Genomic DNA, 22,691 nt, shown 5'->3' on the forward strand with positions numbered 1-22,691 from the left:
AAACACCGCGCGGGCGGCCCACCCATGTCGGCTACGATTTTTAGATTCCGACGGCGGCGGACCTCGACGAAGGTCCCCGCCCCCCGTCACAACCCGGGAGCAGCCCCCGATGGCTCGACACCTCATCACCAGCGCCCTTCCGTACATCAACGGGATCAAGCACCTGGGCAACATGGTGGGGTCCATGCTCCCGGCCGATGTGTACGCCCGTTACCTGCGCCAGCGCGGTCACGACGTGCTCTACATCTGCGCGACGGACGAGCACGGCACCCCGGCCGAGCTGGCCGCCAAGGAGCGGGGCATCCCGGTCGCGGACTTCTGCGCGCAGGCGCACGACGCGCAGAAGGCCGTCTACGACGGGTTCGCGCTCGCCTTCGACCACTTCGGGCGGTCCTCCTCCCCGCAGAACGCGGAGATCACCCAGCACTTCGCCCGCAAGCTGAACGAGAACGGGTTCATCGAGGAGCGCGCGATCCGGCAGGTGTACTCGCCCGCCGACGGCCGTTTCCTCCCGGACCGCTACGTCGAGGGCACCTGCCCGCACTGCGGGTACGACAAGGCCCGCGGCGACCAGTGCGAGAACTGCACGCGCGTCCTGGACCCCACCGACCTCATCGACCCGCGTTCCGCCATCTCCGGCTCCACCGAGCTGGAGATCCGCGAGACCAAGCACCTCTTCCTGCTCCAGTCGAAGCTGCAGGGCGAGGTCGAGGCGTGGATCGACGAGGTGGCCGGCGAGTGGCCTCATCTGGCGTCCTCCATCGCCCGCAAATGGCTGACCGAGGGCCTGAACGACCGCGCCATCACGCGCGACCTGGACTGGGGCGTGCCCGTCCCGGCGGACACCTGGCCGGAGCTGGCGGCCGAGGGCAAGGTCTTCTACGTGTGGTTCGACGCCCCGATCGAGTACATCGGATCGACGAAGGAGTGGGCGGACCAGGCCCCGGCCGGTGAGACGCGCGACTGGAAGTCGTGGTGGTACGAGCCGGAGGGCGCCGCCGACGTCCGCTACACGGAGTTCATGGCGAAGGACAACGTCCCGTTCCACTCCGTCATGTTCCCGGCGACGGAGATGGGTGTCCGTGAGCCGTGGAAGAAGGTCGACTACCTCAAGGCCTTCAACTGGCTGACGTACTACGGCGGCAAGTTCTCCACGAGCCAGAAGCGCGGAGTCTTCACGGACCAGGCGCTGGACATCCTGCCCGCCGACTACTGGCGCTACTTCCTCATCGCCAACGCCCCGGAGTCGGACGACTCGTCCTTCACCTGGGAGCACTTCACGGCGACGGTGAACAAGGACCTTGCCGACACCCTCGGCAACTTCGTCAACCGCGTCCTGTCCTTCTCCCGCAAGCGCTTCGGCGACGACGTCCCGGCGGGCGGCGAGCCGGGCGAGGCGGAGGCGAACCTGGGCGCGGAGATCTCCCGCCTGCTCGCCGAGTACGAGGAGCAGATGGAGGCCCTCCAGTTCCGCAAGGCCGCGGCGGCCCTGCGCGCGCTGTGGTCGGCGGGCAACTCCTACCTGGAGGAGAAGGCGCCCTGGCTCGAGATCAAGACGAACCCGGAGGGCGCCGCCCTGACCCTCCGTACCGCGATGAACCTCATCCACCTCTACTCGGTGGTCTCCGAGCCGTTCATCCCCGCGTCGGCGGCCGCGATGCGCGCCGCGTTCGCGCTGCCCGGTGACGACGCCACGTGGGTCAGTGGCGAGCAGGCCACGGCCCTGACGACGGTCCCGGCGGGCACCGCCTTCACCGTCCCGCCGGTCCTCTTCGCGAAGATCACGGACGAGGACCTGGCGTCGTACAAGGAGCGCTTCGGCGGCGAGCCCGCCGCGTAGGGCAGTCGTCACGAGAGGCGGCCCGGAACCGTGGGGTTCCGGGCCGCCTCTCGTTCTGCCGAGTCGCTCAGCGCACCCACTCCTTGAGCGGCTCGGTGTCCAGCTCGATGCCGACCGGGTCCGGCAGCGCGACCGTCTTGCCGAACGGCACCGTCACGACCTGCTCGTAGCGGACGCCGTCGGGCTGCGAGTGGACCTTGACCTCGCCGGTGTCACGGTCGATCAGCAGGTACACGGGGATCTCGGACTCGGCGTAGGCGATGGGCTTCTCGACGCGGTCACGGCGGTTGGTGTCGCTGTCGGCGGAGGTCACCTCGACGACCATGAGCACTCCGTCGGTGGAGGCCCATTCGCCCTGGCCGGCGAACGTACCGCTCATCGCGAGCGAGCCGTCCGGGCGGGCATTGCCGTTGCGGTACGTCTCCACGTGCAGGCCCTGTTCCGTGTAGAGCCACCAGCCACCGTCGGCCTGCATGCACAGCCGCGACAACCACTCGATGATCGTGCTGTGATCGCCGTCCGGCACGCCCTTGACCCCCAGTTTCCCGCCGATGAACTCCAGCCTCAGTGCCTCGTTCGTCCGTATGGCGTGCCGGGCCAGTTCCTCGAAGTCCTCCTGGCCCAGACCCACAGGGGACTGCTCCTCGACGACACCCACGACGGCCTCCTCCGGGATCGGTGGTGCCTTCCACGGTACGTGCCCGCAGGCCGCCGCGGCCGGTTGAACGGTTGTCTTCACCATGGCCGGAGCATCGCGCGGGCCCCGCACGGATGTCCCCGGATCACGGCGGGCGTCACCCGATCCGGGCACGTGCCTCAGGCATCCCGCAGCCGCAGCACCCCCCACCCCGCCGCCAGGGCCGCCGCCGCGTACCCCGCGAGGACGGCCAGCCCCTCGCCCGGGGAGAGCGGGGCCGTGCCGGTGCCCAGGACCGTCTGGACCGCGAGACCGGCCGTCATGGGGGACGCCTTCTGGACGGTGTGCAGGACGTGGTCCGGCATCTTGACGATGAGGATCGCCAGGTACGGGCCGTACAGCAGGGTCAGCGCCACGCCCACCGCGGCCGCCGCGTGCCGCACGATCAGGGCGATCCCCGCGGCCAGCAGCGCGGTCAGCAGCAGATAGGCCGCCGTACCGAACGCCGCCCGCCACAGCTCGCCCGATGTCGGCGGGAGTTGGGGAACTCCGTCGAGCGTCCACCGGCCGGCCGCCAGCGACAGCGTCACCGCCGGGACCGCAACGCCGGCGACCGCCGCCGCGACCAGCAGGGTCTTCGCGGTGAAGACCTGGCCGCGGCGCGGATTGGCCAGCAGCGTCGTACGGATCGTGCGCGGATACTCCGCCGACACCACCGCCACCGCGACGAGCACCGCGAGGGTCTGCGCGAGGTAGACGCCGGAGAGGGACAGCGCCGTCGGGTCGAGCGTGCCGGACTCCTCCGGGTGGGCGGCCGCGGCGACGAGGACCGTGCAGCCGGTCATCGTCCAGGGCAGCGCGAGCAGCGTCCACAACTGCCCCGGCACGGTGCGGAGTTTGGTCCACTCGCCGTGCAGGGCGCGGGCCGTCGGCCGCTTCATGCGTCCCGCCGTACGAGCCTGAGGCGCGCGGCGGCCAGGACCACGGCCACGTACAGGCACAGGACCCCGAAGCCCGCCCAGGGGGTGGTGGCGTCTTCGACGAGGTGCCTGGTCTGCTGGATCGCCAGACCGGCCACGGGAGTCGCGCTGCCGATCGCCTCGTCGAGGGCGATGGACGTGGTCGAGGCCACGATGGGCAGCACCACCACGGCCACGAACATCAGGACGATCGCCGGGACGGTGCGGCGCAGCAGCGCGCCCACGCCCAGGCTGAGGACGGCGGTCAGGGCGAGGAAGGCGGCGCTGCCGACGACCGCGCGGATGCTGGCGGGATCGGTCAGGGAGGGGTTGTCGAAGAGGGGCGGGCGGAAGCCGTTGTCCCGCTGGTAGGGGCGGGCCAGCAGGAACGCCGCCACCGTGGCGGGCAGCGCCACCGCGAAGACGGCCGCGCCGAGCACCGCCGCCTTCGCGGCCAGGACACGGCCGCGGCGCGGGCTCGCGGTGAACGTCGTCCGCACGGTGCCCGTCCGGTACTCGGACGTGACGAACAGGACGCCGAGCGCGATCACGGCGAGCGCGGCGAGCTGGGTGCCGTCGTCCAGGGACTGCTTGACGAGGTCGACGCCGGGCCCCGCGCCGACCCCGCCCATGCCGAGCCCGCCGAGGTCACCGCTGCCGGTGAGGGCGAGGCCGCCGGAGGCGGTGCGGCGCAGGGTGCCGGGGGCGGGCGCGTCGGTCGGCGGTTCGCCCCGCAGCGGCGGCTGCACGATGTCGGTGCGCCGCCAGCCGCCCTGCCCGACCGGCATGGCGAGGTGGTCGAACGTCGCCCGGCCGGTCGTCGGCACGGGGTGGGCGACGGTCTCGGTGGGGCCGGTCCGCTTCTCGACCGTGCGCCGCGGCGAGGTGACGAAGACGCCCGCCTCGACGCCCGTCGCGGGCAGGTCCGCCACGGTCAGGGTGCCGACGGTGTGCCAGGTGCGCCCGTCGGACGAGTAGGCGCCGGTGACCCGCGGGCCCGCGCGGGTCAGTCGCAGACTGACGGGCGCCTCGACGTCCTCGGCGGCGGCCAGCTCGTGCCTGCCGTCGGCCATCAGGCGCAGCCCGTGCCCGGGTGTCACCATCAGGGCCGCGTACGAGGATCCGCTCGTGGTGCCGTCCTTGAGCAGCAGCCCGGCCTTGGCCCAGGAGTGGCTGTCCTTCTGGCTCGCGACGCGCGCGGTGAAGGTGCCGTCGCCGGCCGCGGACATGACCGGCCGGTGGGCGAAGGCCAGGCTGTCGAACGCCGTGGGCCCGTCGTAGCTGGTGGCGCTGCCACTGACCGAGGCGACGGTCATCAGGAGCAGCAGGGCGACCATGGCGACGAGCGCGAAGGCGGTGCTGCGCACGGACCGCAGCTTGGTCCACTCGGCGCGCAGCGCCCGCACCGGCCCGCTCATGACGCCTCCCGCGCGGTGAACTCGGCGGTCTCGGAGGTCAGTTCCATGTACGCCTCCTCCAGCGTGGCGCGGTGCCGGGTGAGTTCGGAGAACGGTACGGAGTCCGCGCCGAGCAGTTCCGCGACCCGCTGCGCGGGCAGCCCGGTGACCGTGAGGGAGTCGGGGCCGTTCATGACGACCGTGGCCCCGGCGCCGCTGAGCACCATCAGCGCGTCGGCGCGCCGGGTCGTGCGCAGGGCGACGCGTTCGCCGGACACCTCGTCGAGCAGGTCGGCCACGTCGGTGTCGGCGAGCAGCCGGCCGCGGCCGATCACGAGGAGGTGGTCGGCGGTGTCCTCCAGTTCGCTCATCAGGTGGGAGGAGATGAGCACCGTACGGCCCTCGGCGGCGAGGGACTTGAGGAAGCGGCGGATCCACTGGACGCCCTCGGGGTCGAGTCCGTTGACCGGCTCGTCGAGGATCAGCACGGGCGGGTCGCCGAGCAGCGCGGCCGCGATGCCGAGCCGTTGCCGCATGCCGAGGGAGAAGCCTCCGGTACGTTTGCGCGCGGCGGGGGTCAGGCCGACCTGGTCCAGGACGAGGTCGACGCGGCGGGTGCTGAATCCGCTGTAGTGGGCCAGCCAGAGCAGGTGGTCGCGGGCCCGGCGGCCCGGATGCAGCGCCTCGCTGTCGAGCAGCGCGCCGACCGTGGCGAGGGGTTCGTCCAGCGCCGTGTACGGTTTTCCGCCGATCAGCGCGGTGCCGCTGTCCGGGGCGTCGAGGCCGAGCAGCATCCGCAGCGTCGTCGACTTCCCCGCCCCGTTGGGCCCCACGAACCCGGTCACCCGCCCCGGCCGTACCGTGAAACTCAGCCCGTCCACGGCCACGGCCCCGCCGTACCGCTTGCACAGTCCCCGCGCCTCGATGGCCGGTCCGTCCCTGAATCCCGTCATACCAGCAAGGTAGAAACCCGCCCCCGCCCGAACATCCCACCACAGCGCCCACTTCCCCTCCCTCGTCTCCCCCGCCCGGGGGAAGCCGCGCGCGGCGCGAGGCTTCAGGGGCGCGGGGAACTGCGCGAGAAGCGGCCACCGGCCCGCGGACGAACAACAACCCGCCCAGGGGCGCGGGGAACTGCGCGGCCCGCACCCAACAGCAAGCCCTGCTCCCCCCGCAGGGGGACGCCCACCCTGGACCCCGCCCCCGATAATGACCCGCATGAAGGGGACCGCAACCGCCCGGAGAGCCCTGACCCACCCCGACCTCCCCCTGACCGCGGCAGCGACCCTCACGACCCTGGCCCTGGCGGAAAGCCTCACCCCGGCCACCCCCACCCGCCCCGACACCCTCCTCGGCCTCCTCGCCCTGGCCCTCGCCACCACGGTCCCCCTCGCCTTCCTCCGCTCCCAGCCCCTCCTCACCGCGGTGACGGTCACCACGGCGGCACTGCTCACCCCGGCCACGTACGATCGCCTCCTGCTCTCCGGCCTCCCGGCCCTGGCGGCGGTCCTGTACACGGTGGGCCGGCACTCGACGGGCCGCACCACGGCGGCCTTCGCCGTCCCGTTCGCCGGCTGGGCGCTGGCCGGCGGCGCCCACGGCACGGCCCTCCTCGTCGGCGCCGTCACCGTCCTCACCGCGGGCCACGCGCGCCGCACCCGCGCCGAGCACGACCACCGCACGGCGGCCGACTGGGCCCACGCCGACACCGCCCTCGCGCATGCCGCCCTCGGTGAACGGGCCCGTATCGCAAGGGAGTTGCACGACATCGTCGCCCACCACATCTCGACGATCTCGGTGCAGGCGGAGACGGCCCGCTACACGACCCCGGGGCTGCCGCCCGCCGGCGCGGAGAAGTTCCTGGCGATCGGCGACACGGCCCGGCTCGCGCTCACCGAGATGCGCCGCCTGCTGGGGGTCCTGCGCGAGGACGTGCCCGAGGAGGCGGCCCGCGCCAGGGCCCCGCAGCCCGGCCTCCACCAGCTGCTCGCCCTCGTCGACGAGGCCCGCGAGACGTCCGGCGGCGCGGTCCGGCTCATCGTGCGCGGCCCGGCCGGCCCCCTCGAACCGGGCCTGGAACTGACCGCGTACCGCATCGTCCAGGAAGCCCTGACCAACGCCCGACGGCACGCTCCCGACGCCGCGACGGACGTGGAACTCATCTACGGGGAGGAAGAGTTGAGACTCCGGATACGTGACTGCGGTCCCGGCGCGGAACCGCCGCGCGGCGGGGGCCACGGCCTGCTCGGCATGCGGGAACGCACCGCCATGGCGGGCGGCACCCTGCACGCGGGCCCGGCCCCGGCCGGCGGATTCCTGGTCGAGGCGACGCTGCCGGTCCGCGCCCCGGACACCCCGTGAACGCCCCCGTCCGCATCGTGGTGGCCGACGACCAGGACGTCGTGCGCGCCGGATTCGGCGCCCTGCTCGACAGCCGGCCGGACTTCACGGTCGTCGGCAGCGCGAACGGCGGCGCCCAGGCGGTGCGGGTGTGCCGGGAGGTGTGCCCCGACCTGGTTCTCATGGACGTCCGGATGCCGGGCATGGACGGCATCGAGGCGACCCGCCGCATCACCCGTGAACAGCCCGCCACCCGCGTCGTGATGCTGACGACCTTCGACCTCGACGAGTACGTGTACGACGCTCTCGCGGCCGGCGCCAGCGGCTTCCTGCTCAAGGACATGCAGGCCGAGCGGCTGTTCGAGGCGGTCCGGGTGGTCGCGGCGGGCGAGGCGCTGCTCGCGCCGACCGTCACCCGGCGCCTGATCGCCGAGTTCACCAGGCTGCGCCCGCGCGCGCTGCCGGAACAGGCCCGTGCCGTCGACGCGCTGACCCCGCGCGAGCGCGAGGTGCTGCGGCTGATCGCCGAGGGGCTGTCCAATCAGGAGATCGCGGTACGGCTCGTGGTCGGCGGGGAGACCGTGAAGACCCACGTCAGCCGGGTGCTCGCCAAGCTGGGCGTGCGCGACCGGGCGCAGGCGGTGGTGGCGGCGTACGAGTCGGGGCTCGTGGTGCCGCGCTCGGGGTGAGGCGGCCGACGCGCGAGGGGCCCGGAACCGTTCGTACGGTTCCGGGCCCCTCGAATGCGGCGCGGTGCTACTTCTTCTCGACCGGCTTGCGCAGCTGGATGTTGAGCTCGCGCAGGCGCGACTCGTCCAGCTCGGTGGGCGCGCCCATCATCAGGTCCTGCGCGTTGCCGTTCAGCGGGAAGGAGATCGTCTCCCGGATGTTCGGCTCGTCGGCGAGGAGCATGACGATGCGGTCGACGCCCGGGGCGATCCCGCCGTGCGGCGGGGCGCCGAAGCGGAACGCGCGGAGCATGCCCGCGAACTCGTGCTCGACGGTGTCCCGGTCGTAGCCGGCGATCTCGAAGGCCTTGAGCATGATGTCCGGCTCGTGGTTCCGGATCGCGCCCGAGGACAGCTCGACGCCGTTGCAGACGATGTCGTACTGCCAGGCAAGGATGTCCAGCGGGTCCTTCTCCTCCAGGTCCTGCATGCCGCCCTGCGGCATGGAGAACGGGTTGTGGGAGAAGTCGATCTTGCCGGTCTCCTCGTCTTTCTCGTACATCGGGAAGTCGACGATCCAGCAGAACCGGAAGACGCCCTCCTCGAAGTGGCCGGCGCGCTTGGCGGCCTCGACGCGGACGGCACCCATGATCTTGGAGACCTCGTCGAACTCGCCCGCGCCGAAGAACACGGCGTGACCGGCCTTCAGGCCGAGGCGGTCGGTGAGGACCTTGACGTTCTCCTCGGTGAGGAACTTGGCGATCGGGCCCGCGAACGTGCCGTCCTCGCCGACGCGGATCCAGGCCAGGCCCTTGGCGCCCTGCTCGACCGCGTAGTCACCGAGGCCGTCGAAGAACTTGCGGGACTGCGACGCCGTGTCCGGCACCGGCAGCGCGCGCACGTGCTTGCCGGCGAACGCCTTGAACTCCGAGCCCTCGAACACGTCGGTGATGTCGACGAGCTCCAGCTTGGCGCGCAGGTCCGGCTTGTCGTTGCCGTACTTCAGCATCGACTCGCGGAACGGGATGCGCGGGAACGGGGAGGTGACCTCGCGGCCGCCGCCGAACTCCGTGAAGATCTCCGTCATGAGCTTCTCGATGGGGCGGAAGACGTCTTCCTGCTCCACGAAGCTCATCTCGATGTCGAGCTGGTAGAACTCGCCCGGCGAGCGGTCCGCGCGCGCGTCCTCGTCGCGGAAGCACGGCGCGATCTGGAAGTAGCGGTCGAAGCCCGAGATCATCAGCAGCTGCTTGAACTGCTGCGGGGCCTGCGGCAGCGCGTAGAACTTGCCGGGGTTCAGACGGGACGGGACGACGAAGTCACGGGCGCCCTCGGGGGAGGTCGCGGTGAGGATCGGCGTCGCCATCTCGTTGAAGCCGAGGGCGACCATCTTCGAGCGGATCGAGGCGATGACCGCGCTGCGCAGCATGATGTTCTTGTGCATGCGCTCGCGGCGCAGGTCGAGGAAGCGGTACTCCAGGCGCCGCTCCTCGTTCACGCCGTCGTCCGCGTTGATCGTGAAGGGGATCTGCTGGGCCGCGCCCAGGACCTCGACCTCGGCGGCCTCGATCTCGATCTCGCCGGTGGGCAGCTCGCCGTTCACGTTGTCCGCGCCGCGGGAGACGACCTTGCCGTCCACGCGGACGACGGTCTCCTTGGTGAGCTTGTCCAGGACCTCGGCGGCCTTCGTGCCTGGGCGGGCGACGAGCTGCGTGATGCCGTAGTGGTCGCGCAGATCGATGAAGAGGATGCCGCCCAGGTCTCGGCGATTGTGCAGCCAGCCGCTCAGCCGGACGTCGGAGCCGACGTCAGAGGCGCGGAGCTCGCCGCAGGTGTGGGACCTGTACCGATGCATCGTCGTTCATCCAGCCTTTGCGCTTGGGGTTCCCGGGGAGACAACCCGGATCTCCCCAAGGGTACCGGCCGCCCGAAGATCGCTCGGCGAATACTCTCGGTGGCAGTGACCGATCACCTCTTCCTAGAGTGGAGCAATGCGCACTGGTGACCCCCTCCCTCCGGTGGAGGACGTCCTCGCCGCTCTCGCGACCGGCCTGTGGCGCTGGGACAACAGGGCGGGCACGGTCACCTTCGACACGGAGGCCGCCCGCCTCGTCGGGCTGCCCGCGCGGACGACGACCCTCACGGAGTCCGGCGCCCGCGCCCGTTTCCACCCGGTGGACTGGAACGAGATCGACGGCATCATCCGGCTCGCCGTCGCCGAGGGCACCCTCGCCGAGGCCCGGCTGCGCGTCATGGACGACCAGGGCCGGGTCATCCGGACCGTGCGCACCCGCTCCAAGCCCGTGACGCACGGCGACGCACCGAACCTGTTCGAGCTGATCGGCACCCTCCAGGAGGTCGCCGAGCCGCCGCCCGGCGCCTCCTCCCGCGCCCCCGTCACGGGCGACTGGCGCCGCTCCCGCGAGGCGTTCCTGCTGGACGCGGGGCGGGCCCTCGCCGAGGCCGACTCCACGGCCGAGGTGCTTCGGGTCGCGGCCGGGCTCTCCATGCCGGGGTTCTCGCCGGACGGCCTCGCCGTGTTCGGCGTCGCGGGCGACCGGCTCACCGTCATCGGCCACCACGGGCACCAGCCCGGCGCCGAGGGTCCCTTCACCGACATGGACCTGGCCACGGACTACCCGGCGGCGGAGGTCTGCCGCACCGGTCGCGCCGTCTACCTCTCCTCGCCCGAGGAGTACCGGCGCCGCTATCCGGCGGCCTGGCCGCTCGCGGCCCGCTTCAACCGGCAGTCCTGGGCGTTCCTGCCCCTGATCGTCGCCGGGCGCACCATCGGCGCGTGGATGGCGGGCTTCGCCTACCGGGTCACGTTCACCCCCGACGAGCGCTCGGTGCTGACCACGGTGGCCCGGATGCTCGCGCAGGCCCTCTCCCGGGCCGGGGTCGCCGAGTCGGAGCGCGCGCTGACCGACGGCCTGCAGAAGTCGATGCTGCCCACGATCGGCCCCGAGATCCCGGGCATGACCATCGCGGCCCGCTACGTCCCGACCGGCGGCGGCCTCCAGGTCGGCGGCGACTGGTACGACATGATCCCGCTGCCCAGCGGCCGGATCGCCCTGGTCATCGGTGACGTCCAGGGCCATGACGTGCAGGCGGCGGGCCTCATGGGCCAGCTGCGGATCGCGCTGCGCGCCTACGCCTCCGAGGGCCACCGCCCCGACGCGGTCCTCTCCCGCGCCTCCCGCTTCCTGTACGGGATCACGGCCGACGCGGCGGACCCGACGGACCCGCGCTTCGCGACCTGCCTGTACGTCGAGGCCGACCCGGTCACCGGCACCTTGGAGATCGCCCGCGCGGGCCATCCGGACCCCGCCATACGCACCGCCGACGGCACGGTGATGATGCGCCCCACGGCGGGCGGCCTGCCGCTCGGCATCGACCCCGACGCCGACTACCCGACGACCCGGCTCGCCCTGGAACCCTCCGAGACGCTGCTGATCTGCACGGACGGCCTGATCGAGACGGGCGGGCACGATCTCGACTCCGGCTGGGCCCGGATCCGTACGACGCTGGAGGCGGTCCCCGCCGACGACCTGGAGCTGCTGGCGGACGCCCTCGTCCAGGCGGTCCACGGCCCGTCCTCGCACCACACCACGGGCCCGCTCGCCGACCGCCGTGAGGACGACATAGCGCTGCTCCTGCTGCGCCGCGCGACCGCGTCGCGGGTGCCCGTCACGGCCCGGCGCACCGCCATGACCATCGCGCAGGCCGAGCCGGAGCGGATCGCCGTCGCCCGCCAGCAGTTGCGCGAGCTGCTGCACGACTGGGCCGACGAGGACCAGGTCGACTCGGCGGTGCTGATGGTCTCCGAGATGGTCACCAACGTGCTGGTGCACACCGACGGCGACGCCCTGCTGGTCGCCGAGGTCGGCCGCGGCTGCGAGGGCCCGCGCCGCCTGCGGGTGGAGGTGGCCGACGCCTCGGACGACCTCCCGCACAAGCGCAGACCGGGCGAACTGGCGTCGTCCGGGCGCGGGTTGGTGCTGATGGAGCTGCTCGCCCAGAAGTGGGGCGTCGACCCGCGCGGCGAGGGCAAGAGCATCTGGTTCGAGCTGTACGAGCCCGAGGAGAGCGGCGCGGAGGAGTCCGGCGTGGAGGAGATCGGCCCGGTGGGCGTCACTCAATCGGCGGTTTCACGTGAAACAGCCGGCTCCGACGGGCTCCCGTAACGGCCCTTGAGCTCTCCGATGATGCCGAACGCGGCCGCCGTCAGCGGCACCGCGAGCAGCATCCCCAGGATCCCGGCGACGGAGGCCCCCGCGGCGATCGCCAGCATCACCAGCGCCGGGTGCATCTGCACCGTGCGCGACTGGATCATGGGCTGGAGGATGTGCCCCTCCAGCTGCTGCACCGCGAGGATCACGCCGAGCGTCCACAGGGCGATGACGAAGCCCCGGTCGGCGAGGGCGACGAGGACGGCGACGGCGCCGGAGATGGTGGCGCCGAGATACGGGATGTAGGCGCCGACGAAGACGAGCGCGCCCAGGCCCACCGCGCCCGGCACCCGCAGGATCAGCAGGCCGATGGTGATGCACAGGGCGTCGATGAGCGCGATGAAGGTCGTCCCGCGCATGAAGCCCGAGATCGCCTCGAAGGCGCGGCGCCCCATCGCCTCGATGACCTCGCCGGCGGCGCGCGGGGCGACGGCGTGGGCGAGGCCCGCGGCACGGTTCGAGTCCTTGAGGAAGAAGAACGTGAGCAGCAGCGCGAGCACGGAGGTCGCAAGCAGCGAGCCGATCACGGAGAGGCCGGTGAGGACGCCGCCGGCCAGGCTGGAGCCCCACTTGGAGAGCAGGTCCTTGGCGTTGTCGGCGACATTGCCGAGGTCGTCGGCGCCGGAGAGCCCGAAGTGCGCGCGGATCCAGTCGCCCGCGTCCTGCACGGAGTCGACGATCTGGTCGCCGGTGTCGATGAGCGCCTTGACCACGATGTACCCGGCGCCGCCGACGACGGCGATCAGGGCGACGCAGGTCAGCGCGGCGGCGAGCGCGCGCGGCACCTTGCGCCGGTTCAGCCACTCGAATACGGGGGCGAGCAGCGCGGTGCCGAGCAGTGCGAGCAGGACCGGGGTGACCGCCGACTTGAACACGACGCAGAGCCAGATGCCGACGGCGGCGACGCCGGTGACGAGCAGGGCCACCGTGCACCAGGCGGCGGTGCGGCGGGCCCCCTCGGGGAGCAGGGGCGCGCCTCTCGGGGGTCCTGCGGCCGGTTCCTGGGGCTCTCGGGTCGTCTGCACTCTCCCAGGCGATCACGCGCGCGTGGCCCCGACCTTCCGGGCGGGGCCACGCGGGTGACGTGCTGTCAGCTGGTGTGCGGCAGACGCTCCGTGCTGGGGACGACGCCCAGGCGGCCGGCCTGGAAGTCGTCGAAGGCCTGCTGGAGTTCGGCCTTGGTGTTCATCACGAACGGGCCGTAGTGGGCCATGGGCTCACGGATCGGCTGTCCGCCGAGGATCACGACCTCCAGGTCGGGGGTGTTCGAGTCCTGGGACTCGTCGGCCCGCACGGTCAGGGACGAGCCCGCGCCGAACACGGCCGTCTGCCCCATGTGGACGGGCCGGCGGTCGGTGCCCACGGTGCCGCGCCCGGCGAGGACGTAGACGAGTCCGTTGTAGTCCTCGCGCCAGGGCAGGGTCGCCTCGGCGCCGGGGCGGACGGTGGCGTGCACCATCGTGATCGGCGTGTGCGTGATGCCCGGGCCCTCGTGGCCGTCGAACTCACCGGCGATGACGCGGAGCAGCGCGCCGCCGTCGGCGGTGGTGAGCAGCTTGACCTGGCCGCCGCGGATGTCCTGGTAGCGCGGGTTCTGCATCTTGTCCTTGGCGGGCAGGTTCACCCACAGCTGGAGGCCGTGGAAGAGACCGCCGGACATGACGAGCGACTCCGGCGGCGCCTCGATGTGCAGCAGGCCCGAGCCGGCCGTCATCCACTGGGTGTCGCCGTTGGTGATGGTGCCGCCACCGCCGTGGCTGTCCTGGTGGATGAAGGTGCCGTCGATGATGTACGTGACGGTCTCGAAGCCGCGGTGCGGGTGCCAGGGCGTGCCCTTGGGCTCTCCGGGCGCGTACTCCACCTCGCCCATCTGGTCCATCATGATGAACGGGTCGAGGTGGCGGTAGTTGATCCCGGCGAACGCGCGGCGCACCGGGAAGCCCTCGCCCTCGAAGCCGGTGGGCGCGGTCGTCACGGCCAGCACGGGGCGCGCCACGGCGTCGGCCGGCGCCGTCACACGGGGCAGGGTCAGCGGGTTCTCGACGGTCACAGCGGGCATTTTGGGGACCTCCTCGGTTCCTCGTGCCTCGATATTAGTTGAACGTAGAACTTTCTGCCACCTGGAACGCCGAACGCCCGGAGGGCATTCCCTCCGGGCGTTCGGCGTGCGGGAGTGACGGGCGCGGGTTCCGGGCGCTCGACCGCGGGCGGCTCAGCCGTACATGCGGCGCATGGCGAAGTCGACCATCTGCTCGACCGCCTTCGCGTCGAAGACCATCCGGTGCTCGCCCTCCATGTCGAGGACGAAGCCGTATCCGGTGGGCAGCAGGTCGATGACCTCGGCGCCGGTGATGACGAAGTACTTGGACTCCTTGCCGGCGTACCGGCGCAGCTCCTTGAGCGTGGTGAACATCGGGATCACCGGCTGCTGGGTGTTGTGCAGCGCCAGGAAGCCCGGGTTGTCACCGCGGGGGCAGTAGACCTTCGACGACGCGAAGATCTGCTGGAAGTCCTCGGCGGACATCGAGCCCGTGGTGAACGCGCGGACCGCGTCGGCGAGCGACGGCGGCGACGGCTCCGGGTACAGCGGCGGCGCCTGCTGCCCGTATCCGCCCATGCCGGCCTGCGGGGGCATGCCCTGCTGCGGCGGTGCGTACTGCTGCTGACCGCCCGCCCCGCCCGGGGTCCGCTCGTATCCGTACATGGGGGCAAGAGTACCGAGGACGGACGGCGCGATGGGGCCGGGCGGTAATTCTGTAGCGAGGGATAGATAAAGGAGGGGCGACGCTGCTACGGTATTTGTGTAGTGGCCGATACAGAAAACGCGTCGGCCTCGTCACAGCCGTGGGCGCCGGGCAGCCGCGCGCCCCGAGGGGAGGAACAGCCATGACGGACACGGATCGGACGACGACGCACGAGGCCCGGAAGGCCGAGCCGTACGCGCGGACGGTGCGCGGATCGGGACCCGGGCTGCTGCTCGCGCACGGCGGGGGCGGGTCGATCGAGACCAACTACGGCCCGGTGCTCCCGGCCCTGGCGGCGGACCGCACGGTCGTCGGCGTCGACTACCCGGGCACGGGCGCCACCCCGCGCGCCGCTTCCCCGCTCCGGCTGGACACGCTGGCCGACGAGCTGGTGGCCGCGGCGGACGCCGAGGGCCTGGACCGGTTCGCCGTGGCGGGGTACTCGCTGGGCGGCCCGGTGGCCGTGCGGGTCGCGGCCCGGCACCCCGAGCGGGTGACGGCCCTGCTGCTCACGGCCACCTTCGGCCATCCGTCACCACAGCTGCGGCTGGCCGCCGAGACCTGGCGCACCCTCGCCGCGGCCGGCGACCCGGACACCTTCGCCCGCTTCCTGTTCCCGTACGCCCTGTCCTCCCGGGCACTGCACGCGCTGAGCGACGCGGAGGTGGAGGCGGCCGTCGCGGAGCTGGCCGCGACGGCCCCGCCCGGCGCGGGCGACCACGCGGACCTGGTCACACGGGCGGACGTCCGCGCGGAGCTGGCCCGGATCACCGTGCCGACGCTGGTGGTGGTGACCACGGAGGACCGCCTGGTGCCGCCGCGGGCCCAGCGGGAGCTGGCCGCCGCGATACCGGGCGCGGAGGTCGCGGAGATACCGACCGGGCACCTCCCGTTCGCCGAACTGCCGGACGCCTGGGGCGCGTTGATGGTGGAATTCCTGCGCGCGACCGGCGCGTGAGGCCGAGCGTTCCGTCACAGTTGGCCCCAGAGGGGTTGATTCTTATTACCGGCGGGTAGCATCCTGTGGGTTACTAGTTGGTATGCATACGAGATCGGCCGCGGTCGATCCCTCCCGAGCCTTTACGGAGCCGTCGCCATGGGGCACTACAAGTCGAATCTCCGCGACATCGAGTTCAACCTCTTCGAGGTGCTCGGCCGCGACAAGCTGTACGGCACCGGCCCGTTCGGGGAGATGGACGTCGACACGGCCAAGAGCATCCTCGAGGAGACGACCCGTCTCGCCGAGAACGACCTGGCCGAGTCCTTCGCGGACGCGGACCGCACCCCGCCGGTCTTCGACCCGGAGACGAACACCGCGCCGATCCCGGAGACCTTCAAGAAGTCCTACAAGGCCTTCATGGACGCCGAGTACTGGCGCCTGGGCCTGCCCGAGGAGATCGGCGGCACCACCGCCCCGCGCTCGCTGATCTGGGCCTTCGCCGAGCTGATCCTGGGTGCGAACCCGGCGATCTGGATGTACTCCTCCGGCCCCGCGTTCGCCGGCATCCTCTTCGAGGAGGGCAACGAGGCGCAGAAGAAGGTCGCCGAGATCGCCGTCGAGAAGCAGTGGGGCTCGACGATGGTGCTGACCGAGCCGGACGCCGGTTCGGACGTCGGCGCCGGCCGCACCAAGGCCGTGCAGCAGGAGGACGGCTCGTGGCACATCGAGGGCGTGAAGCGGTTCATCACGTCCGGTGAGCACGACATGTCGGAGAACATCCTCCACTACGTCCTCGCCCGCCCCGAGGGCCACGGCCCCGGCACCAAGGGCCTCTCGCTCTTCCTCGTCCCGAAGTTCGAGTTCGACTGGGAGACCGGCGAGCTGGGCGAGCGCAACGGCGTGTACGCGACCAACGTCGAGCACAAGATGGGCCTCAAGGCGTCCAACACCTGCGAGATGACGTTCGGCGACCAGCACCCCGCCAAGGGCTGGCTGATCGGTGACAAGCACGACGGCATCCGCCAGATGTTCCGCATCATCGAGTTCGCCCGCATGATGGTCGGCACGAAGGCGATCTCGACGCTGTCGACGGGTTACCTGAACGCGCTGGAGTACGCCAAGGAGCGCGTCCAGGGCTCCGACCTGGCCGCCTTCGGCGACAAGGCCGCGCCCAAGGTCACCGTCACACACCACCCGGACGTGCGCCGCTCGCTGCTCACGCAGAAGGCGTACGCGGAGGGCATGCGCTCGCTCGTCCTCTACACCGCCTCGGTGCAGGACGCGATCCAGGTCAAGGAGGCCTCCGGCGAGGACGCCTCGACCGAGCACGCGCTGAACGACCTGCTCCTGCCCATCGTGAAGGGCTACGGCTCGGAGAAGGGCTACGAGCAGCTGGCCCAGTCGCTGCAGACCTTCGGCGGCTCCGGCTTCCTCCAGGAGTACCCGATCGAGCAGTACATCCGGGACTCCAAGATCGACACGCTCTACGAGGGCACCACGGCCATCCAGGGCCAGGACTTCTTCTTCCGGAAGATCGTCCGCAACCAGGGCGCCGCGCTGAACGGTCTGGCCGAGGAGATCAAGAAGTTCCTCGCCGTGGAGACCGGCGGCGCGGAGCTGGCCGGGGCCCGCGAGTCGCTGGCCAAGGCCGCCGTCGAGCTGGAGGCCATCGTGGGCGTCATGCTCACCGACCTGGCCGCCACCGAGCAGGACGCCAAGAACATCTACAAGGTGGGCCTGAACACGACCCGCCTGCTGATGGCCTCCGGTGACGTCGTCGTCGGCTACCTCCTGCTGAAGGGCGCCGCGGTCGCCGCCGAGCGGCTCTCCGAGGGTGTGGCGGGCAAGGACGCCGCGTTCTACCAGGGCAAGGTCGCCGCCGCCAAGTTCTTCGCGGCGAACGTCCTGCCGGGCGTCACCGGGGCCCGCAAGCTGGCCCAGGGCACCAGCGAGACGGGGCTGGACATCATGGAGCTGGACGAGGCGGCCTTCTAGGCTCCGCCGACCCGGACCCACCCCGAGGCCCGTCGTCCCCCCGAGGGACGACGGGCCTCTCCCGTCGTGTCCCAGGTGCACGCCGGTGGGGGCTGGTCGCGCAGTTCCCCGCGCCCCTGAGATGCGCACTTCGTGCGCCATCTCATCAGAGGCGCGCCACCCGCCCTTCCTCGGAGGCGCGCGAAGCGCAGCCTCAGGGGGAGGCTGCGCGCAGCGCATGCCTCAGGGGCGCGGGGAACTGCGCGACCAGCCACGACGAAAGCCGCACCCGACAACCCGACGAGCCGCGCGCAGCGCAAGGCTCCGGGGGCGCGGGGAACTGCGCGGCCAGCCACACTCGACCCGCACCCGACAGCGAGACGCCCCACCGGCCGGCAGGCGCAAGAGGACATGGTCGGGCAGACGGGACGGCGCAGGGCCGCCGCAGGCAGGCCCGCTACAGCCCGCACTACCCTGGCGGCATGAGCACATCCACCGGCCCCTTCGACCGCGGCCACACCGACGACCTGTTGACCTTCCTCGCGGCAAGCCCCACCCCGTACCACGCGGTGGCGACGGCAGCGGCCCGCCTGGAGAAGGCCGGATTCAAGCAGGTCGCCGAGACCGACGCCTGGGACGGCGAGACCGGTGGAAAGTACGTCACGCGCGGCGGCGCGATCATCGCCTGGTACGTGCCGCGGGGAGCCCAGCCGCACACCCCGTACCGCATCGTCGGCGCCCACACCGACTCCCCGAACCTGCGGGTCAAGCCGCAGCCCGACATGGGCAGCAACGGCTGGCGCCAGGTCGCCGTCGAGATCTACGGCGGTCCCCTCCTCAACTCCTGGCTCGACCGCGACCTCGGCCTCGCCGGCCGCATCACCCTGCGCGACGGCAGCGAGCGCCTGATCGACATCGACCGGCCCCTGCTGCGCGTGCCCCAGCTCGCCGTGCACCTGGACCGCGGGGTGAACGTCGACGGCCTGAAGCTGGACAAGCAGCGCCACATGCAGCCCATCTGGGGCCTGGGCAGCGACGTCGACGAGGGCGACCTGCTGGGCTTCGTCGAGGACGAGTACGGCCTGGAGCGCGGCTCGATCACCGGCTGGGACCTGATGCCGTACGCGATCGAGGCCCCCGCCTACCTGGGCCGCGACAAGGAGCTCGTGGCCGGCCCGCGGATGGACAACCTGCTGTCCGTGCACGCCTGCACCGCCGCCCTCACCGAGGTCGGCAAGCGGGACGAGCTGCCGTACATCCCGGTGTTCGCGGCCTTCGACCACGAGGAGAACGGGTCGCAGTCCGACACCGGCGCCGACGGCCCGCTGCTCGGGAACGTCCTGGAGCGGTCGGTCTTCGCGCGCGGCGGCTCCCTGGAGGACCGGGCCCGCGCCTTCGCCGGCACCGTCTGCCTCTCCTCCGACACCGGCCACGCCGTGCACCCCAACTACGCCGAGCGCCACGACCCCACGCACCACCCGCGGGCCAACGGCGGCCCGATCCTCAAGGTGAACGTCAACAACCGCTACGCCACCGACGGTGTGGGCCGCTCGGTGTTCGTCGCCGCGTGCGAGAAGGCGGGCGTGCCCTACCAGGCGTTCGTCTCCAACAACGCGATGCCGTGCGGGACGACGATCGGCCCGATCACCGCCGCCCGGCACGGGATCAAGACCGTCGACATCGGCGCGGCGATCCTGTCGATGCACAGCGTGCGCGAACTGTGCGGCGCGGACGACCCGTTCCACTTGGCGAACGCGCTGTGGGCCTTCCTGGAAGGCTGAGTTCCGAACTTCTGTGTGATGGCTGAAGCCCCGGGTACCCGGGGCTTCCACCACCCGTGCGTCACACAGATTTTTGGGGAGGGAACCTCATGAGTATGGGAGGTTGCATCATCCTGGTCGCCGTCGGCGCGATCCTCGCCTTCGCGACCGACTGGCACATGAAGGGGGTCAACGTCGACCTCGTCGGCTGGATCCTGATGATCGTCGGCCTGATCGGACTCTTCGTGTTCCGCAGCGTCGGCCGTCGCCGCAGCGTGGTCGGCCCCCACAGCCGCACCACCGTCATCGAGGACGACGAGCGGGACCGGCGCATCTGACAGATCAGTGGCTCCCCCACGTACCCTGTGGACATCGCAGTCGCGGGGATTTCGGGGTTCGAGGGGGAGCACTGTCGTGGAGTTCCGGCTGCTCGGCGCGGTCGCCGTGGCCACAGGGAGCGGGGAACTCCCGCTCGGGCCCGCCAAGCGGCGCAGCCTGCTCGCGGCGCTGCTGCTGCGCCCCAACACCGCCGTCCCCCTCGACCAGCTGATCGACGCGCTCTGGCCCGAGGGCCCGCCCGCGCGGGCCAGAACCGTCGCCCAGGGACACGTGTCGCGGCTGCGGGCGCTGCTCGCGCAGGGCGGCGCCGACGAATGGGGCGTCCGGCTCGTCACCCGCGGCGACGCCTACGTCCTGGAGATGCCCGAGTCCCTGCTCGACGCGCACCGCTTCGAGGAACTGGTCCGGCTCGCCCGCGACCAGCGCACCCCCGACGACGCCGCCGCCCTGCTGCGGGAGGCGCTGGCGCTGTGGCGCGGGCCCGCGCTCGTCGGCGTCGCCACCGGCGGCCCGCTGCGGGTCGCGGCGGACGGCCTGGAGGAGGCGCGGCTCTCTGCGGTCGAGCAACTGGCCCGCACCTACGGCGAGTTCGGCGACCACGCCCGGGCCGCGTCGCTGCTGCACGCCGAGGCCGTCGCCCATCCGATGCGGGAGTCGCTGGCCGGGGCCCTGATGCGGGCGCTGTACCGCTCGGGCCGCCAGTCCGACGCCATCGACCAGTACCACCGCACCCGCACCCTCCTCGCCGACGAACTCGGCGTCGACCCCGGCGCCGCGCTGCGCGAGGCGTACGCGGAGATCCTGGCGGGCGGCGCCGCGCCCCCGCCCGCACCGACGCCCACGCCCGCGCCCCCACCCGCCTCCGGGCGGTCCCCCGGCCCCGACCTGCTGCCCCGCCCACCGCGCGGCTTCGTCGGGCGCGACCGGGAACTGGCCGCGATCGGCGCCGCCGCGCGCCGCGAGCACGCCGTCGTCGTCATCACCGGCCCCGCCGGGGTCGGCAAGACCGCGGCCGCCCTGCACTGGGCGCATTCCGCACGCGAGGGTTACGAGGGCGTGCTCTTCGCCGATCTGCGCGGCTTCAGCGACGAGGAGACCGGCGACAGCGGCCCGGAGACCGCCGACGTGCTCCGCGAGTTCCTGATCGCGCTCGGTGTTCCGGCCCGTGAACTGCCCGAGACGCAGGGCGCGTTGGCAGCCGCGTACCGGACGCACACGGAGGCGCGCCGCCCGCTCGTCGTCCTCGACAACGCCCGCACCGCCGCCCAGGTCCGTCCGCTGCTACCGGCCGGTCCCGGCAGCGCCGCCCTGGTCACCTCGCGGCTGCGCCTCGACGGTCTGGCGGTCAGCGAACTCGCCAGGACCGTCGGCATCGACGTCCTCGACGGTCCCGCGTCCGCCGCGCTGCTCGCCGCCGCCACCGGCGCCGAGGACCGGTTCGCCGCCGAACCGGCCGCCGCGGCCCGGCTCGCCGCGCTCTGCGCGGGCCTGCCGCTGGCACTGCGCGTCGTGGCGGCCCGGATCAACGCCCGGCCGCAGTGGCCACTGGCCGCCCTCGCCGACGAACTGGCCGACGAACAGCGCCGCCTGTCGCTCCTCGACGTCGACGACACCGGGGTCGCCGCCGCCCTCCGCCTCACCCTGCGCACCCTGCCCCCGGACGCCCGGCTGCTCTTCCGCAGGCTCGGCACGCTCCCGGGCCCCGACCTCGACCGCCACGCGGCCGCCGCGCTCACGGCGACCCCGCCCGCCGACGCCGCCACCGCCCTGGACCGGCTCGCCGCCGCCCACCTGGTGACGGAGCGGACCCCGGGCCGGTACGGGATGCACGACCTGGTCCGCCTGTTCGCGCGCGGTCCCGCCCAGCAGGAGGCGGCCGACGACCCGTCCGAACCGGCCGGTGAACCCCTCGTCCGCCTCCTCGACCACTACGTCCGCACCGCCCTGCGCGCCGCCGCCGTCGCCGAACCCGACGACCGGCCCTGCTGCGCGCCGCCGCCGGACGCGCGGGCCGACACGGGCGGGCCCGCGCTGCCCGACCGGGCGGCCGCGCTCGGCTGGTTCGCCGCACAGCGCGAGAACCTCGCGGCGGCCGCCGGTGCCGCCTTCGCCGCGGGACTCGACGACCGGGCCTGGCGGCTCGTCGTCCTCCAGTGGCCGTCGATCGTCGGATACGTGCGCGACGACTGGATACCGCTGCTCGAACAGGGCCTGGCCGCCGCCGTGCGGCTCGGCGACCCGGACGCCGAGGCGCGGGTGCGCGCCCTGTACGGCTGGGTCCTCACCGAGGAGGGGCGGCTCGCCCAGGCCCTGGAACACCTGGAGCGGGCCCCGGCACTCGCCGCCCGCGCGGGCGACCCGTCCAGCGAGGCCACCGCGCTGGTCAATCTCGCCCTCGCCCTGGACCGCACCGGCGCACCGGGCCCCGCGGCCCTCGCCCATCTGACGCGCGCCGCGGAACTCGCCCGCGCCGCCGACGACGTGCTCACCGAACTGCTGGCCCTGGAGCACCTGGCCCGCCGGCTGCTCGCCCTCGACGACCATCAGGCCGTACTCGTCTGCACGGAGCGGGGCCTCGCGCTGCCCGGCGCCGCCGCGGAAGGGCTCGCGCCGCTGCGCCAGATCCTGCTGCGGGTCTCGCGCGGCGCCGCGCTGCTCTCGCTGGGCCGCGCCGAGGAGGCCCGCGCCGATCTGTGCCGGGCCCGCGAGGACGCGCTGCGGCGGGGCTTCGAGGAGGGTGCGCGCCGGGCGGACGCCCAGTTGGCGCGGGCCGACAGCCAAACGGCGACGGGGCGCTAGCGCGAGGGCGACCGGACGGCGATCGCGGCGGGCACCTTGGGAGACACGAGCCGCCCGCCGCT

17 protein-coding genes are annotated in these 22,691 nt (G+C 72.5%); 9 read left to right on the forward strand and 8 right to left on the reverse strand.

Annotated elements, in window-relative coordinates:
* The first annotated feature begins 109 nt into the window (after positions 1-109).
* Entirely contained in the window at positions 110-1,840 is a 1,731-nt protein-coding gene (metG, locus tag ABII15_RS18720; protein ID WP_351459162.1) for a methionine--tRNA ligase, read from the forward strand.
* Positions 1,841-1,907: 67 nt separating this feature from the next.
* Here the strand turns inward: metG and ABII15_RS18725 are convergent, their stop codons facing one another.
* The 4 genes from ABII15_RS18725 to ABII15_RS18740 all read right to left on the reverse strand — a co-directional run bounded on the left by ABII15_RS18725 (position 1,908) and on the right by ABII15_RS18740 (position 5,786).
* A complete protein-coding gene (locus tag ABII15_RS18725) occupies positions 1,908-2,498 on the reverse strand; it encodes a Uma2 family endonuclease (RefSeq protein WP_353947110.1) in 591 nt (196 codons plus the stop codon).
* A gap of 158 nt (positions 2,499-2,656) precedes the next feature.
* On the reverse strand, positions 2,657-3,418 hold the full coding sequence (locus ABII15_RS18730; protein WP_353943479.1) for a hypothetical protein: 762 nt from the start codon (positions 3,416-3,418) through the stop codon (positions 2,657-2,659).
* Complete coding sequence (locus ABII15_RS18735; protein ID WP_353943480.1) at positions 3,415-4,854, reverse strand: hypothetical protein; 1,440 nt, start codon at positions 4,852-4,854, stop codon at positions 3,415-3,417. The genes ABII15_RS18730 and ABII15_RS18735 overlap by 4 nt, the downstream gene beginning before the upstream one ends.
* A complete protein-coding gene (locus ABII15_RS18740) occupies positions 4,851-5,786 on the reverse strand; it encodes an ATP-binding cassette domain-containing protein (protein WP_353943481.1) in 936 nt (311 codons plus the stop codon). Before ABII15_RS18740 ends, ABII15_RS18735 begins: the two co-directional genes overlap by 4 nt.
* 265 nt (positions 5,787-6,051) lie before the next feature.
* On the opposite strand from ABII15_RS18740, the gene ABII15_RS18745 reads away from it, so the two are divergent.
* Complete coding sequence (locus tag ABII15_RS18745; RefSeq protein WP_353943482.1) at positions 6,052-7,194, forward strand: sensor histidine kinase; 1,143 nt, start codon at positions 6,052-6,054, stop codon at positions 7,192-7,194.
* Positions 7,191-7,862, forward strand: coding sequence for a response regulator transcription factor (locus tag ABII15_RS18750; RefSeq protein WP_353943483.1), 672 nt, complete (start codon positions 7,191-7,193; stop codon positions 7,860-7,862). The genes ABII15_RS18745 and ABII15_RS18750 overlap by 4 nt, the downstream gene beginning before the upstream one ends.
* Positions 7,863-7,929: 67 nt before the next feature.
* Here the strand turns inward: ABII15_RS18750 and aspS are convergent, their stop codons facing one another.
* Positions 7,930-9,696, reverse strand: a complete 1,767-nt coding sequence (gene aspS, locus ABII15_RS18755; RefSeq protein ID WP_353943484.1) for an aspartate--tRNA ligase — start codon at positions 9,694-9,696, stop codon at positions 7,930-7,932.
* A 136-nt stretch (positions 9,697-9,832) separates the two neighbouring features.
* On the opposite strand from aspS, the gene ABII15_RS18760 reads away from it, so the two are divergent.
* Positions 9,833-12,028: a SpoIIE family protein phosphatase gene (locus tag ABII15_RS18760; RefSeq protein WP_353943485.1), complete on the forward strand. Its 2,196-nt coding sequence runs from the start codon at positions 9,833-9,835 to the stop codon at positions 12,026-12,028.
* Here the strand turns inward: ABII15_RS18760 and ABII15_RS18765 are convergent.
* From ABII15_RS18765 to ABII15_RS18775, 3 genes are all read right to left on the reverse strand, one after another.
* Positions 11,980-13,098, reverse strand: coding sequence for an AI-2E family transporter (locus tag ABII15_RS18765; RefSeq protein WP_353943486.1), 1,119 nt, complete (start codon positions 13,096-13,098; stop codon positions 11,980-11,982). The genes ABII15_RS18760 and ABII15_RS18765 overlap by 49 nt on opposite strands.
* Positions 13,099-13,163: 65 nt before the next feature.
* On the reverse strand, positions 13,164-14,132 hold the full coding sequence (locus tag ABII15_RS18770; RefSeq protein WP_353943487.1) for a pirin family protein: 969 nt from the start codon (positions 14,130-14,132) through the stop codon (positions 13,164-13,166).
* Positions 14,133-14,285: 153 nt separating this feature from the next.
* Positions 14,286-14,777: an SseB family protein gene (locus tag ABII15_RS18775; RefSeq protein WP_353943488.1), complete on the reverse strand. Its 492-nt coding sequence runs from the start codon at positions 14,775-14,777 to the stop codon at positions 14,286-14,288.
* A 182-nt stretch (positions 14,778-14,959) separates the two neighbouring features.
* Between ABII15_RS18775 and ABII15_RS18780 the strand changes: the two genes are divergently transcribed.
* The 5 genes from ABII15_RS18780 to ABII15_RS18800 all read left to right on the forward strand — a co-directional run bounded on the left by ABII15_RS18780 (position 14,960) and on the right by ABII15_RS18800 (position 22,629).
* Positions 14,960-15,775 (forward strand): alpha/beta fold hydrolase, encoded by an 816-nt coding sequence (locus ABII15_RS18780; RefSeq protein WP_353943489.1) that lies wholly within the window; start codon positions 14,960-14,962, stop codon positions 15,773-15,775.
* 138 nt (positions 15,776-15,913) lie between these two features.
* Positions 15,914-17,752 carry an acyl-CoA dehydrogenase gene (locus ABII15_RS18785; RefSeq protein WP_353943490.1) on the forward strand — a complete coding sequence of 613 codons (1,839 nt, stop codon included), beginning with the start codon at positions 15,914-15,916 and terminating at the stop codon, positions 17,750-17,752.
* Positions 17,753-18,213: 461 nt separating this feature from the next.
* Entirely contained in the window at positions 18,214-19,512 is a 1,299-nt protein-coding gene (locus ABII15_RS18790; RefSeq protein WP_353943491.1) for a M18 family aminopeptidase, read from the forward strand.
* Between the two features lie 89 nt (positions 19,513-19,601).
* Entirely contained in the window at positions 19,602-19,829 is a 228-nt protein-coding gene (locus ABII15_RS18795; RefSeq protein WP_353943492.1) for a DUF6458 family protein, read from the forward strand.
* Positions 19,830-19,905: 76 nt separating this feature from the next.
* Positions 19,906-22,629: a BTAD domain-containing putative transcriptional regulator gene (locus ABII15_RS18800; RefSeq protein ID WP_353943493.1), complete on the forward strand. Its 2,724-nt coding sequence runs from the start codon at positions 19,906-19,908 to the stop codon at positions 22,627-22,629.
* The last annotated feature ends 62 nt before the right edge of the window (positions 22,630-22,691 follow it).

The organism is Streptomyces sp. HUAS MG91 (assembly GCF_040529335.1).
Taxonomy (GTDB): Bacteria; Actinomycetota; Actinomycetes; order Streptomycetales; family Streptomycetaceae; genus Streptomyces; species Streptomyces tabacisoli.